Raw genomic sequence first — 14,202 nt, 5'->3', positions numbered from 1 at the left:
CTATCTCAACCAGCGTTCGATGCGATCCAATGCCTCGACCATATCGTCATGGCTGCCGGCATAGGAAAAGCGCATGGTGCGATGGCCATGACGCGGATCGAAGTCGCGGCCGGGCGTCGCCGCGACATGCGCCTCGGCCAACATGCGCTTCGCGAATGCCATGCTGTCATTGGTAAGCCTGGTAACATCGCAGAAGGCATAGAACGCCCCGTCCATCGGTGCCGCCAACGGAAAACCGAGTTCCGGCAGGCGTTTCGCCAACAGTTCGCGGTTCCAGGCATAGCGCGCCTTGATTGCGTCCAGTTCCACGGTCGCATTGAACGCCTCGATGGCAGCTACCTGTGACAATTCCGGCGCGGAGATGTAGAGGCTTTGCGCGATGCGCTCCACCGGCCGCACCAGTTTTTCCGGCAGCACCATCCAGCCGATGCGCCAGCCGGTCATGCAGTAATATTTGGAAAATGAATTGATGACCGTCACATCCGCGCCATAGGCGAGCGCCGTGGTGTCGGGCGCGTCGAAGGCCAGCCGGTGATAAATCTCGTCAGAAATCACCGCGATGCCCAAGTCGTTTGCCGTCTCCACCAGCGCGGCCAGTTCGGCGGCCGGAATAACGGCACCGGTGGGATTCGCCGGGCTGGCGAACAGCACGCCCTTCAGCGGCTTTTCGCGATGCGCGGCCTTCAAGTGCTCGGCATGGAGATAGGCTTCCCCCTCCAGTTCGATCTCGACGATTTCGATGCCGAGTGCGGCCATGATGTTGCGATAGGCGGGATAGCCGGGTGCCGCGATGGCGACGCGGTCGCCCGCGTCGAACATGGCCAGGAAAGCCAGATTGAAGGCCGCCGAAGAACCGGTTGTCACCGCGATCCGCCCCGGCTCGACGGCGATGCCATAATGGTCGGCGTAGTGACCGGCGATGGCTTTGCGCAACGTGGCCAGGCCAAGCGCGTCGGTATAGCCGATGCGCCCATTCGCCAGCGCAAGCCGCGCTGCCTCGCGCACTCTGGCCGGTGCGGGATCGGAAGGCTGGCCGACGGCCATGGAAATGACGGGCGCGCCCGCCGCCTTCAGCCGGTTCGCCTCCGCCAGAATATCCATGGCGTGAAACGGTTCGACCTCACCGCGCCGCGAAAGCGAAACAACCATTCTGCTCGATCCCATTCTGCTCGATCTTTGTTGGCCATGTAGCCTCTGGCCGCACAAATGCCCGATTGGTGTGAGGTTCACAAGTTGATGAAGTTTTTCGCGCTGCCTTTTATTCCGGGGCCGCCTCGGCTACCAGTGGACGCATCATGCTGAGCCTGTCACGCCCGACTTTGACCTTCGCCGGGACCATGCGCGCCTTCGCCACGCTGTCGCTGGGCGCGGTAATGGCTGTCGCCAGCGCGGTTACCGCCTTTGCGCAGAACGTGCCGGTGGTCCGCGACGCCGAGATCGAGGCGCTGGTGCGCGACTATGCACGGCCTATCTTCAAGGCGGCCGGCCTGTCCAACGCCGGCATCCAGATCATCCTGGTCAACGATACCAGCTTCAACGCGTTCGTTGCCGGACGCCGGCTGTTCATCAATACCGGCGCGCTGATGCAGGCCGAAACGCCCAATGAAATCATCGGCGTCATCGCGCATGAGGTCGGCCACATCGCAGGCGGGCACCAGCAGCGCCTGCGCGACCAGCTCGAACGTGCCAAGACCATGGCCATCGTCGCCGGATTGCTCGGCGCAGGCGCGATGGTGGCGGGCGCAGCAACCGACAACAGAGGCCTTGCAGGCGCCGGCATGGGCCTCGCCACGGGCGGCGGCGAGGTAGCGCGCCGCACCTTGCTCACCTATCAGCGCGGCGAGGAAATGACCGCCGACCGTTCGGCGATTACCTACCTCAACGCCACCGGCCAGTCCGGCAAGGGCATGCTCAAGACGTTCGAGCGCTTCCAGAGCGCCCTGTCGCTGTCGGGCGCGCAGATCGACCCCTACCGGATCAGCCACCCGATGCCGCAGGACCGCATCTCCAACCTGCAGACCCTTATCCAGAAAAGCCCCTACTACGATCAGGTCGATCCGGCAGCGCTTCAGCAGCGCCACGACATGATGCGCGTCAAGATCGCCGTCTATACCAAGGGTCAGGCGGCGGCTTCGCGCCTGCTGCGCCAGACCGACGACAGCCTCGCAAAACGCTACGGCGATGCACAATCGACCTATCTGTTCGGCAATCCGCGTTCGGCTTTGACCAAGACCGACGCCTTGATCAAGACCCAGCCTAAAAACCCCTATTTCCGGGAGTTGCGCGGCGACATCCTGATGAAGATCAACAAGCCGAAGGACGCTTCGGTCGCTTATGGCAAGGCCGTCAGCCTCGACCCGGCCAAATCCGGCTTGCTGCTCATCTCCGATGGACAGGCGCTGTTGGCAACAGGGACAAAAGCTTCATTAAAGGATGCTATTTCCAGGATAAAGGCCGGCCTGCAACGCGATAGCGAGAACTCGGCCGGCTATCGCTATCTGGCGCAGGCCTACGGCGAACTTGGCGACATAGCGAATGCGGACCTGGCCACGGCCGAGAGCCACTACTATTCCGGTTCCTACCAGAACGCGAAAATCTTCGCGGCGCGCTCCCAGCAGAAATTCAAGCGGGGCGAGCCGGGATGGCTTCGCGCGCAGGACATTATAAACTACCGGCCATCCGGCAAGAAGAATTGAACCCTTCTGCGGCGAGCATCGCCGCGAGGAAACAGGCGCAAAGGATAAAGAGATGAAAAGAGCAACTCTGCTCGGAACCACGGTGGCAATCGCTTGCGCCTTGCTGGCAGTCGGCTTCGCCGCTGGCGGGCTTCAACCGGCCAATGCCGAAACAGCGGCCAAGACGGTAGACGCCGCACCTGCGGCCACCAAGGTCGACCGTATGGAGATCGAAGCCATCGTGCGCGATTACCTGCTGAAGAACCCGGAAGTGCTGCTGGAAGTGCAGGACGCGCTTGAGGCGAAACAGAAGGAAGAGCAGCAGATCGCTCATCTGGGCGTTATCAAGGACGCCAAGGACGCAATCTTCAATTCGGCGTTCGACGGCGTCGTCGGCAACCCGAAGGGCAAGGTCACCATCGTCGAGTTCTACGACTACAATTGCGGTTTCTGCAAGCGCGCCATGGAGGACATGCAGGCGCTGACCAAGGCCGATCCCGACCTGCGCTTCGTGCTGAAGGAATTCCCCATCCTTGGGCCTGACTCGCAAAAGGCCAGCGTCGTTTCGATGGCGTTCCACAAGATGATGCCGGAGAAGTACGGTGAATTCCACAGCGCCCTTCTCGGCGGCCAGGGCCGCGCCACGGAAGCGGCCGCGATCAAGATCGCCCTGTCGCTCGGGGCGGACGAAGCCAAATTGCAAGAGGGCATGAAGGACCCGACGATCCTCGAAGCCATCTCCAGCACCTACGATCTGGCCAACAAACTCGCCATTACCGGCACCCCGTCCTATGTCGTCGGCAACGAGGTGGTATTCGGCGCTTTGGGCCAGGATGTACTGGCGGAGAAGATTGCGGCTGCCAAAGCCGCGCTCTGAGACCCATTTTCGCCGCATGGCAGGCAATTGTGGCCGCTGTGGACAGCGCAAGAACGTACTTGCGCTCTTCTCGCAGCGGTCTATGCCCGTTATAGAGGGTGGACTTGATAGAGGATAAGGCTCGGCGCGCTATCGATTGCGGCGCGGGGAAAGGTCGACATTTTTGAAAACGGTTTTCGTTCTGAACGGTCCCAATCTGAACATGCTCGGCAAGCGCGAGCCGGGGATCTATGGGTCGAAGACGCTCGACGACATTGCCGCCGAATGCAGGCAAGCCGCTGCAACGCTGGGGATCGAGATCGACTTCCGCCAATCCAACCACGAGGGCGATCTGGTGGGATGGATACAGGAGGCGGCTAAGGCTGCCGGCGGTGTCGTCATCAATGCCGGGGCTTATACCCACACGTCCATCGCCATACACGATGCCATCGCCGCAGTTGCCCCGACGCCCGTTGTAGAGGTGCACCTGTCCAACATTCATGCGCGGGAATCCTTCCGCCACAAGTCCCTGGTCGCGCCCCATGCCGTGGGCATGATTTGCGGTTTCGGATCACTCGGCTATACGCTGGCCCTTCAGGCGCTGGCTGCCCGTATCTGATGCCCGGACCTGAGAAATGACAAAAGAAAGTTCTCCTATGACGACAAAGAAATCCGGTGTTGACCAGCAGTTGGTGCGTGACCTCGCGGGCATCCTGAACGATACCAACCTCACCGAAATCGAAGTCGAGCTTGGCGATCTCAAGGTTCGGGTGTCCCGGCAGTCGGCGGTTCATGCCATTGCCGCGCCGCAGTCTTACGCGCCGCCGGCACCGGTGGCAGCGGCAGGCATCGCACCGGCCGCCGTGGCAGAGCCCTCGAAGAACGCGGTCACTTCGCCCATGGTCGGCACCGCCTATCTTTCGCCGTCGCCCGACGCCAAGGCTTTCATCGAAGTCGGCCAGTCGGTCAAGGAAGGCCAGACGCTGCTGATCATCGAAGCGATGAAGACGATGAACCAGATACCTTCGCCGCGTTCCGGAACGGTCAAGGCCATCCTCATCGAGGATGCCCAGCCGGTCGAATACGGCATGCCGCTCGTGGTCGTCGAGTAAGCCGGGAACAGGCGCAAAACATGTTCCAGAAAATCCTCATCGCCAATCGCGGCGAAATCGCCCTCCGGGTGCTGCGCGCCTGCAAGGAACTCGGCATCCAGACGGTCGTGGTCCATTCGACCGCCGATGCCGACGCCATGCATGTGCGGCTCGCCGACGAAAGCGTGTGCATCGGCCCACCGCCGTCGCGCGACAGCTACCTCAACATCCACCAGATCGTCGCGGCGTGCGAGATTACGGGCGCGGATGCCGTGCATCCCGGCTACGGATTCCTCTCCGAAAACGCGAAATTCGCGGACATCCTGGCGGCCCACAACATTACCTTCATCGGCCCCTCCGGCGACCATATCCGCATCATGGGCGACAAGATCGAGGCCAAGCGCACCGCAAAGCGGCTTGGCATCCCGGTCGTGCCCGGTTCGGACGGCGCGGTCAGCGAGGAAGTCGACGCCAAGCGCATTGCGGCCGACATCGGCTATCCCGTCATCATCAAGGCGACGGCAGGCGGCGGCGGTCGCGGCATGAAGGTCGCCCATTCGGAAGACGATCTGATCGAGGCCCTCCAGACGGCCAGCAAGGAAGCCGGTGCCGCCTTCGGCAACGAGGCCGTCTACATCGAAAAATATCTCGAAAAGCCGCGCCATATCGAAGTCCAGGTGTTCGGCGACGGTTTTGGCAACGGCGTGCACTTTGGCGAGCGCGATTGCTCCTTGCAACGCCGCCACCAGAAAGTTTGGGAAGAAGCCCCCTCGCCGGCCCTAAACGCCGAAGAACGTGCCCGTATTGGCGGTATCTGCGCCAAGGCGATCGCCGATCTCGGCTATTCCGGCGCCGGAACCATCGAATTTCTCTACGAGAACGGCGAATTCTACTTCATCGAGATGAACACGCGCTTGCAGGTTGAGCACCCCGTGACCGAGGCAATCACCGGCATCGATCTGGTGCACGAGCAGATTCGCGTGGCCTCCGGCAACGGGCTTTCCGTCAAGCAGGAAGACATCCGCTTCCAGGGCCACGCCATCGAATGCCGCATCAATGCCGAGGATGCGCGCACCTTCGTCCCCTCGCCCGGCACCATCACGCATTTCCATACGCCCGGCGGCCTCGGCATCCGTGTCGATTCGGGCGTCTATTCGGGCTACCGGATCCCGCCCTATTACGATTCGCTTATCGGCAAGCTGATCGTGCATGGCCGCAACCGGGTCGAGTGCATGATGCGGCTCAGGCGCGCGCTGGACGAATTCGTGGTGGACGGCATCAACACGACGCTGCCGCTGTTTCGCGATCTCGTCGGCAATCCCGACATCGCCAATGGCGACTACGACATTCACTGGCTGGAAAAATATCTGGCCGCCAAGACAGATTGATCGCGGCGCGGCGCGATGACACGTCCCTACGCGCCGGGCAACCGCATCCCGACCGACCTTCTGCTCAAGGCCTATGCGTCGGGCGTTTTCCCCATGGCCGAAAGCGCCACGGACCCGGAGATATTCTGGGTCCGGCCGGAAACGCGCGGCATCATCCCGCTCGACGCGTTTCACGTTCCAAGAAGCTTGCGAAAGACGCTGCGCAAGGCTCCGTTCGACATCCGCTTCGATTTCGATTTCGAGGCGACGATCGAGGCTTGCGCGCAAGAACGGGAAGAACGCCGTTCGACCTGGATCAACCAGCCGATCCGCGAGGCTTATGTCCAGCTTCACCGCATGGGACGCTGCCATTCCGTCGAGGCCTGGCAGGACGAAAAACTGGTAGGCGGGCTTTACGGCCTGGCGCTCGGCCGTGTCTTTTTCGGCGAAAGCATGTTTTCCAAGGCAACGGACGCCTCAAAGATCTGCCTCGTCCATCTGGTCGCGCGCCTCAACGAGCGCGGTTTTTCGCTGCTCGACACGCAGTTCACCACCGAGCACCTGAAGCATTTCGGTGCAATCGACGTGCCGCGCGGAAAATACGAAAAGATGCTGGCCGAGGCCCTGAAGAGCGAAGCCGTTTTTTTCCCCTGAAGATAGAGGCTCGAATCGAAGCCTCGGTATCCAGCGCCTAATTTGCGTTGGTATCTGCCGGCGGCTGCGTGGCCACAGCTTTGGCGGGCTTTCCCTTGGCCGCAGGCGCCTTCGCATTATCCGGTGCCGGCACGTCGGACTTCTGCTTGCAGGCTTTCAGCCACACGTCATAGACGGGGTGTTCCACCGCATTCAGGCCGGGGCTTTCGGCGAACATCCAGCCGGTAAAGATTCGGCGTATTTTCCGATCGAGCGTGATCTCGTCGACCTCCACGAAGGAATCTGTCTTCGGCTCTTCCGCTTCCGGTCGCGAATAGCAGACGCGCGGCGTCACCTGCAGCGCGCCGAACTGGACCGTTTCATTGATATAGACGTCGAAGCTGATGATCCGGCCCGTGATCTTGTCCAGCCCGGCAAACTCGGCCACGGGGTTGGCAACGCGTGCGGCAGGGGCAGCCGGTGCCGGGGAAACCGTTTCCTGGGCGCATACGGCGGAAGACAGAACCGGGATCGCAGCGACCGCCACCAGTCCGTTCGTCAGGAGTCGGCAAAGAGAATTCATGCAGATACCGGTGGTTTGCGTCCGGGGTGATTCCGTGCGGCCAAGGCTATCCGCCGCTGGCCGTTCAGCAAGCGCCTAAACGTCAATTGTGGCGATAAAAGACCGATACCTCAACCACCCGGCGTCCAGGCATCGTAGTCGCCGGTAACCTGCGGGCGCCGCTGGTTGCCCAGCAAAGAGCCCTTGGGCCGGTAGGCGGCAGCGCTGCCCGTAAAATTGGGCTCATGCGGCTTTTCCCAATCATGCGGCTTGTAGTCTTCGCTGGGCGGCGCAACGTCGACGCGATGATGCATCCAGCCATGCCAGCCGGGCGGAATAGCCGAGGCTTCCGAATAGCCCTTGTAGATAACCCAGCGGCGCGTCTGCCCATCCGAATTGATACCGCCCTCGTAATAGACGTTGCCGGCGGCATCCTGCCCGACCCGCTGGCCGTGCTTCCACGTATGGAAGCGCGTGCCCCAGGTCTGGCTGTTCCACCAAGTGAAAAATTGCAAAAGTAACTTCATGCCTGTCCTCGCGGCGGCGAATTCACGTTGCCTGCTTATGGCGTCAGCAGGCTGCGAAGGCAAGAGTTTTACGCATTCGCACGGCAAAGCCTGGGCGCGAACCACAGGACAAAACGGTCGCTCTGCCTTCAGGAAAGCTTCTTTTCCAGCACCAGCGCCGGAAGGCCTGAACCGCCACCGCAATCAGACGTGCTGCCGGCCGGCAGAAACCCGTTCGCCCGGTAGAAGGCAACAGCGGCTCCATTGGCCTCTTCCACTTCCAGCCGAAGCACTTTCGCTTCGGGAAAGCTTTCCTCGACTTCGTCCAGCAAAGCCCTGCCGATCCCCCTGCCCTGAAAGTCAGGATGCACATAAAGCTGGTGAAGCATGACGATCACCGGATCGTCGGTCGCCGCAGCAAAAGCCATGCCGCCGAGCCGCTTGCCGTCGTCGGCAACCAGAAACTCCGAGTTCGGCCGGGTCAGCCGCGCCTTGAGCGATGCAGCCGAATGCCACTCGCCGGTAATGTCATTCACCTTTTCAACGCCATAAATGCCATCGTAGGTCGCGTGCCACGTCAGGGTCAGCAGGTCGCGGACCGCATCAAGGTCGCGCTCGCCGGCGGTGCGGACGAACATCTTTATTCGATGCCCAGCTTGGCCTTGACGAGGTCGTTGACCGCCTGCGGATTGGCCTTGCCACCGGTCGCCTTCATCACCTGCCCGACGAACCAGCCCGCCATGGTCGGCTTGGCGCGGGCCTGCTCGACCTTGTCGGGATTGGCGGCGATCACCTCGTCCACGGCCTTCTCGATCGCCCCGGTGTCGGTGACCTGCTTCATGCCGCGGCTTTCGACCAATTCGCGCGGATCGCCGCCTTCATTCAGCACGATCTCGAACAGGTCCTTGGCGATCTTGCCCGAAATGGTGCCTTCGACGATCAGGTCGATGACTGCGCCGAGTTGCTCGGGCGAAACCGGCGCATCCTCGATGTCCTTGCCGGCCTTGTTCAGCGCGCCGAGAAGATCGTTGATGACCCAGTTTGCGGCCAGCTTGCCGTCGCGCCCGGCAGCCACCTTCTCGAAATAATCGGCAATCGCCTTTTCCGAGACCAGAATGGAAGCATCATAGGCCGACAGGCCGAGCTTCTCGACCAGCCGCGCCTTCTTCTCATCCGGCAGTTCCGGCAAGTCCTTGGCTAGCGCATCGACATAGGCCTGGTCGAATTCCAGCGGCAGCAGGTCGGGGTCCGGGAAATAGCGGTAGTCGTGCGCCTCTTCCTTGGAGCGCATCGATCGCGTCTCGCTCTTTACGGCGTCGAACAGGCGCGTTTCCTGATCGATCTTGCCGCCATCTTCCAGAATGGCGATCTGGCGACGCGCCTCGTAGTCGATGGCCTGACCGACAAAGCGGATGGAATTGACGTTCTTGATCTCACAGCGCGTGCCGAATTCACCGCCCGGCTTGCGCACCGAAACATTGACGTCGGCGCGCATCGAGCCCTCGTCCATATTGCCGTCGCAGGTGCCGAGGTAGCGCACGATGGTACGAAGCTTGGTCAGAAATGCCTTGGCTTCGTCGGGTGAACGCATGTCGGGCTTGGAGACGACCTCCATCAGCGCCACGCCCGACCGGTTGAGATCGACATAGGACATGGTCGGATGCTGGTCATGCATCGACTTGCCGGCATCCTGCTCCAGATGCAGCCGCTCGATGCCGACCTCGATATCCTCGAACTTGCCCTCACGGTCGGGGCCGACCGAAACGATGACGATGCCCTCGCCGACGATCGGCTGCTTGAACTGGGAAATCTGATAGCCCTGCGGCAGGTCCGGATAAAAATAATTCTTCCGGTCGAACACCGACTTGTGGTTGATCTGCGCCTTCAGCCCGAGCCCGGTGCGGATTGCCTGCTTGACGCATTCCTCGTTGATGACCGGCAGCATGCCCGGCATCGCCGCATCGACCAGCGAGACGTTGGCGTTAGGCGCCGAACCGAACTTGGTCGATGCGCCGGAAAACAGCTTCGCTTCCGACGTCACCTGCGCATGGACTTCCAGCCCGATGATGATTTCCCAATCGCCGGTGGCGCCGGGTATAAATCGCTTGGGATCGGGTGTGCGGGTATCGATAAGGGTCATGGCGGGCCTGATCTGCTCTGGAATGTTGCGATTTTCGCAACAGGAAACACATCAGCCTTCGCTAGTGCAAACGGCAATCAGAGGCAAGGTCGGCGTCACGCACCGACCCTTGCAAAGAGAGGTTCCAGCCCTTACGCCGTCGCGATATAGGCCCTGATCTCCTCCGCCTCGCGCTCGGCATCCTCGATGCGGCGCTTGACCACGTCGCCGATGGAGACGATGCCGTAAAGCATGCCATCGCGTTCGACCGGCAGATGCCTGAACCGGCCGGAGGTCATGATCTCCATGATCTCGTTGACCGTATGGTTCTCGTTGCAGATCTTTACTTTCGGCGTCATCGCCTCGCGAACGGCCAGGTCCAGCGCTGCCGCGCCTTGCTTGGCAACCACCCGCACGATGTCGCGCTCGGAAAGAATGCCCACGATCTTGCGGTCGCCGTTGGTGATGACCAGCGCGCCCACCCGATGTTCGGCGAGGATGCGAATGGCCTCGGAAAGCTTTTCGTTCGGGCCGAGCGTCAGTACGTCGTAGCCTTTGCTTTCAAGAATTGACTTGACCGTCATGGCGACCTCCTCTGTGTGAACCTATGTCCGCGCCCCGTCTTCACGTTCCAGTGAACATGGTGCGCCGGGATCAGTTCCATTTCAAGTATCTCGATCTCCGCGACGGGCACCCAAATCACGTCGCCTGGTGGGGCCGGCGGTCGAAAAATCGCAAGGCGAAGAAACCGACCGCAAACCCGCCGATATGCGCCTCCCATGCGATCTGGTCCGACCCTCCGGCGCCAAGCCCAATAAGGCCGGTAACGAGGTTGATCCCCATCCAGACCGCCAAGAATGTCAGCACGGCACGCGAACGCAATACGCTGGCAAACGGCAACGGATCCCCGGCAAAAGCGGACTTACCAGCCGTGCGATCCATTTGGAAGCCGAAACGCGCCGCCGCGCCCATCATGCCCGATATCGCGCCGGATGCGCCGACCAGCGGTGCCTCCATATAGGGGTGAATGGCCCAGAACAGCCCTGCTGCCGCCAAACCCGTAGCGGCAAAGAAAACGGCGAACCGCAGCGCGCCGAAACGGTTGGCCAGTGGCGGGCCGAAGGCTGCGAGCCACACCATGTTGACGGCAACGTGGGCCAGGCTGCCGTGGAGAAACGTGTAGGTGAAGGGACGCGAAAGCATGAACCAGTCGAAGCCATACTGCCCGGTATAGAGCGCGGGCCAAAATGCCGCGTCGTAGAGCAGGGTCCAGTTCTGGGCAGTGTCGAGAACATAGGTCTGCAGCAGATACACCATGATGCAGGCGGCGATGATCGTCAAAACCACGGCAGGCACGTTGAACATGGGTTCGCGCCCGCCGACCGGCGGCACCCGGCCCGGCCTTTGCGGTGTCTTCGCTGCTTCAGGAGGGGATTGTTCGCTCATCGATATCCGGTCCGATTCCATCGCCGACATGTAACCATGTCGTGCCGATCCACCAAACCCGATTTGCGGAAGCCGATTTGCGGCGCCCGAATCGCAAGCGCCGAATCGGCTGCCGCGAATCAAAAAAAGCCGTCCAAGGTTTCCCTTGAACGGCGGGTCGAGTCCCCTTCTCCCCAAACTCTTGACTGGAGTGCGGCCGCCCAAAAGGTCCGGGCGAGCGCTAAATGGAGTGATTTCAATGTCTCACGCCATGCCGTCGGCGGCAACGTAAACCATCTGTTAACCTTAACGATCCCGAGCCGTGAACAAGTCCGAACGGCGCTGGCATGCATCCTGCATCGCGAAGCATGTAGGTCGCAGGAAAGCGCCCTTCTGTCCGCCGATGGGACACCGGATGGCAGAATGCGCGGAATGGAACACGAATGAAACTGAACGGATCGATCGCCCTGTTCCAATATTGGAACCGCCTGCGCGACGGCGGCCCGGCGCCGAAGCGCACCGAGGTCGAACCCGCCGACATAAAGGCGCTGCTGGCGGACACGTTCATTCTGGAAAAGGATACGCGCGGCGAAGCCGTCTTCCGGCTGGCCGGAACCAGGCTTTGCGCGACCTACGGCCGCGAACTCAAGGGCTTCTCCTTTCCCTCGCTTTGGCGCGAAAAGGACCAGCGCCTCATCGCCCGGCTGGTACATGGTGTTTTCAGCCAGAAATCCGTGGTCGTCTTCACCTATGAAGGCTTGAGCCAGAACGGCCGTTCCGTTTATTTCGAACTGCTCATGCTGCCGTTGGACGGGGGCGTCGAGAACCCACGCTGCCTTGGCGTGATAACTGCGGCGGAAAAGCCGTTCTGGCTCGGCGCCGACCCCATCGTGGACGCGCTCGTTGACGCCATCCGCGTCGTCGACCCGGAAAAGGAGCCGATGTTCCTGAAGAACCGGCCGGCAATCCCGGTGCCGCCATTGGTACCCACCAAGCTTGATTCGCCGGATACGATCACGGGATTCGGCCGCGCCCGGCGCATCCGCCACCTCGTCGTTCTGGACGGCGGGCGCGAGGAATAGCCCCGCGCCACCGAAGTCAGCCATGCCGTAGCGGACAGATTTGCGGCATCGGGTTTCAAGAACCGCCCGCCCCGCTTTTTCACCTTTGTTAACCTTTGTTGACGTACCTATAGATTGAAATTTCTGCGGCCAGGCGGAAATGCCAATGGGGTGTAGGCAATCATGAGGTCAACGGCGGTCGAAATAGCGCCGTCAGGGGCTGAGAGGCGTAACTTTCAGCGCGTCCGCGTCAAGATATACGGGCGGTTCATGCTTGAAGACCGCACTGAACATCCGTGCCAGGTGGTCGACATGTCGCCCGGCAACGTGGCCTTGCGCACGGACCGCATCGGCCAGCCGGGCGAAAAAGTCATTGCCTATATCGATCATATCGGGCGCGTGGAGGGCGTGGTGACGCGCACTCTACAGGACGGCTTCGCCATGACCGTCATCGCGTCCGACCGCAAGAAAGACAAGCTTGCCGCCCAATTGACCTGGCTCGCCAACAAGCATGAGCTGGATCTGCCGGAAGACCGCCGCCATGAACGCGTCGCGCCGCGCAACCCGATGAGCGTGCTGCAACTCGTCGATGGCCGCCACTATCAATGCCGCATCGTCGACCTCTCGCTTTCGGGCGCCGCCATCGAAATCGACGTCAAGCCGGCACTTGGCATGCAGGTTACGCTCGGAACCATGCGCGGCCAGGTCGTTCGCCATTTCGAGGACGGCGTCGCCATCGAGTTCGCCGTCGTCCAGCACGCGGACACGCTCGACACCGAGTTCAACACCCCCCATTCCTGATTGAAATCAACACCGCCTAAAGGCCGGCCCATGTGGCCGGCTTTTTTTATACCCGCACCTCCCCGCGCGGCTTGGCCATCCGTGATCCTCGCCGATAATTTTCATCGACATGAACGAGTTGGATAAAATTTTATACGTATTTTATTCTTAGTTTCCCCGCGTTTTACTTAATGTCTACTGTGGACTTTTGCGCCGAATAAATCCGCCTGTGTCATTGTCTCTTCAAACGGGGAGACAAGAAAATGCTGAAAAAGAGGGGCAAGCTGTTGCTTCTGGCAATAGCCCTGCAGTTTGGCGGTTGGGGAACCGCCTATGCGGGCGCAAGCTTCATGCACACCGGCGGCCGCACGACACAACCGGTCGGCCATTATGAATTCTGCCAGAAACTGCCGCGCGAATGCCGCACCACGACGCCAAGGCAAGCTCCGACGGAACTGACCCGCAAACTGTGGGCAACGATCGTTTCCGTCAATAATTCGGTCAACATCAAGGTCACGCCGCTCACCGACATGGAAATGTGGGGCAAGGAAGAAGTCTGGTCCTATCCGGACACCGGGGCCGGCGACTGTGAAGACTATGTGCTGGAAAAGCGCCGGGAACTGATGAACGCGGGCATGCCTGCAGGCGACCTTCTGATTACGGTGGTCCGCCAGCCGAACGGCGACGGCCACGCGGTGCTGACCGTGCGCACCAGCCTAGGCGAGTTCATCCTCGATAACCTCGAGCCGAAAGTGCTGGCCTGGACCGCGACCGACTACACCTATCTGAAGCGTCAATCCCAGACGAATTCCGGCGTTTGGGTAACGATCAACGACGGCCGCGCCGACGCGGTCGCCAGCGTTAACTAGGACGCGACGAGAAACCCGGTCGAGTCCCCACCTCCCCCTCCCCAACGACCGGGTCAAGGAGCCGGCCCCGTCCCCGGGCCGGCTCCGCCTTTTTGTGACATATGCCGCCGCTTGGCCCGCGAGCGAGCCGCAAGTAGCTATCCTGCGCCTTCATGCGAACAGTGCGGCCTTTCCAATTCCTTGCACGTAGCCATTTGTGGGCGCTCGGTCTCGGGTCCGGCCTTTCGCGGATTCTACAGCGCGCGACCTTCAAGTATA

16 protein-coding genes are annotated in these 14,202 nt (G+C 61.2%); 9 read left to right on the top strand and 7 right to left on the bottom strand.

The window, feature by feature from the left end:
* On the bottom strand, nt 1–1,149 hold the full coding sequence (locus ACX3P0_RS01495; RefSeq protein WP_459086064.1) for a pyridoxal phosphate-dependent aminotransferase: 1,149 nt from the start codon (nt 1,147–1,149) through the stop codon (nt 1–3).
* Between the two features lie 146 nt (nt 1,150–1,295).
* Between ACX3P0_RS01495 and ACX3P0_RS01490 the strand changes: the two genes are divergently transcribed.
* From ACX3P0_RS01490 to aat, 6 genes are all read left to right on the top strand, one after another.
* Nucleotides 1,296–2,696: a M48 family metalloprotease gene (locus ACX3P0_RS01490; protein ID WP_459086063.1), complete on the top strand. Its 1,401-nt coding sequence runs from the start codon at nt 1,296–1,298 to the stop codon at nt 2,694–2,696.
* A 52-nt stretch (nt 2,697–2,748) separates the two neighbouring features.
* Entirely contained in the window at nt 2,749–3,552 is an 804-nt protein-coding gene (locus tag ACX3P0_RS01485) for a DsbA family protein (RefSeq protein WP_459081096.1), read from the top strand.
* Nucleotides 3,553–3,715: 163 nt separating this feature from the next.
* The gene (gene aroQ / locus ACX3P0_RS01480; RefSeq protein ID WP_459081095.1) at nt 3,716–4,150 is read left to right on the top strand and encodes a type II 3-dehydroquinate dehydratase; all 435 of its coding nucleotides are present in this window, start codon (nt 3,716–3,718) and stop codon (nt 4,148–4,150) included.
* A 37-nt stretch (nt 4,151–4,187) separates the two neighbouring features.
* Entirely contained in the window at nt 4,188–4,643 is a 456-nt protein-coding gene (gene accB / locus ACX3P0_RS01475) for an acetyl-CoA carboxylase biotin carboxyl carrier protein (RefSeq protein WP_459081094.1), read from the top strand.
* A gap of 20 nt (nt 4,644–4,663) precedes the next feature.
* Nucleotides 4,664–6,010 (top strand): acetyl-CoA carboxylase biotin carboxylase subunit, encoded by a 1,347-nt coding sequence (accC, locus tag ACX3P0_RS01470; protein ID WP_459081093.1) that lies wholly within the window; start codon nt 4,664–4,666, stop codon nt 6,008–6,010.
* 15 nt (nt 6,011–6,025) lie between these two features.
* Nucleotides 6,026–6,643: a leucyl/phenylalanyl-tRNA--protein transferase gene (gene aat / locus ACX3P0_RS01465; protein ID WP_459086061.1), complete on the top strand. Its 618-nt coding sequence runs from the start codon at nt 6,026–6,028 to the stop codon at nt 6,641–6,643.
* 37 nt (nt 6,644–6,680) lie between these two features.
* Here aat and ACX3P0_RS01460 read toward each other — a convergent pair whose 3' ends face one another.
* From ACX3P0_RS01460 to ACX3P0_RS01435, 6 genes are all read right to left on the bottom strand, one after another.
* Nucleotides 6,681–7,205: a DUF2155 domain-containing protein gene (locus ACX3P0_RS01460; protein WP_459086059.1), complete on the bottom strand. Its 525-nt coding sequence runs from the start codon at nt 7,203–7,205 to the stop codon at nt 6,681–6,683.
* A 110-nt stretch (nt 7,206–7,315) separates the two neighbouring features.
* Nucleotides 7,316–7,711 (bottom strand): NADH:ubiquinone oxidoreductase subunit NDUFA12, encoded by a 396-nt coding sequence (locus ACX3P0_RS01455; protein WP_459086057.1) that lies wholly within the window; start codon nt 7,709–7,711, stop codon nt 7,316–7,318.
* Between the two features lie 128 nt (nt 7,712–7,839).
* The gene (locus ACX3P0_RS01450; protein ID WP_459086056.1) at nt 7,840–8,328 is read right to left on the bottom strand and encodes a GNAT family N-acetyltransferase; all 489 of its coding nucleotides are present in this window, start codon (nt 8,326–8,328) and stop codon (nt 7,840–7,842) included.
* Nucleotides 8,329–8,330: 2 nt separating this feature from the next.
* On the bottom strand, nt 8,331–9,830 hold the full coding sequence (gene gatB, locus ACX3P0_RS01445) for an Asp-tRNA(Asn)/Glu-tRNA(Gln) amidotransferase subunit GatB (RefSeq protein WP_459086054.1): 1,500 nt from the start codon (nt 9,828–9,830) through the stop codon (nt 8,331–8,333).
* Nucleotides 9,831–9,961: 131 nt separating this feature from the next.
* Entirely contained in the window at nt 9,962–10,393 is a 432-nt protein-coding gene (locus ACX3P0_RS01440) for a CBS domain-containing protein (protein WP_459081087.1), read from the bottom strand.
* Nucleotides 10,394–10,508: 115 nt separating this feature from the next.
* Entirely contained in the window at nt 10,509–11,255 is a 747-nt protein-coding gene (locus ACX3P0_RS01435) for a rhomboid family intramembrane serine protease (RefSeq protein ID WP_459086052.1), read from the bottom strand.
* 422 nt (nt 11,256–11,677) lie between these two features.
* On the opposite strand from ACX3P0_RS01435, the gene ACX3P0_RS01430 reads away from it, so the two are divergent.
* The 3 genes from ACX3P0_RS01430 to ACX3P0_RS01420 all read left to right on the top strand — a co-directional run bounded on the left by ACX3P0_RS01430 (nt 11,678) and on the right by ACX3P0_RS01420 (nt 13,944).
* Nucleotides 11,678–12,316, top strand: coding sequence for a PAS domain-containing protein (locus ACX3P0_RS01430; protein WP_459086051.1), 639 nt, complete (start codon nt 11,678–11,680; stop codon nt 12,314–12,316).
* 162 nt (nt 12,317–12,478) lie between these two features.
* The gene (locus ACX3P0_RS01425; RefSeq protein WP_459081085.1) at nt 12,479–13,096 is read left to right on the top strand and encodes a PilZ domain-containing protein; all 618 of its coding nucleotides are present in this window, start codon (nt 12,479–12,481) and stop codon (nt 13,094–13,096) included.
* 242 nt (nt 13,097–13,338) lie between these two features.
* Nucleotides 13,339–13,944 carry a transglutaminase-like cysteine peptidase gene (locus ACX3P0_RS01420; protein WP_459086049.1) on the top strand — a complete coding sequence of 202 codons (606 nt, stop codon included), beginning with the start codon at nt 13,339–13,341 and terminating at the stop codon, nt 13,942–13,944.
* The last annotated feature ends 258 nt before the right edge of the window (nt 13,945–14,202 follow it).

The sequence above is a fragment of the Mesorhizobium sp. A556 genome, from assembly GCF_054489545.1.
Note: the sequence above shows the minus strand (reverse complement) of the source record. Positions and strands in the feature narration are given on the sequence as shown.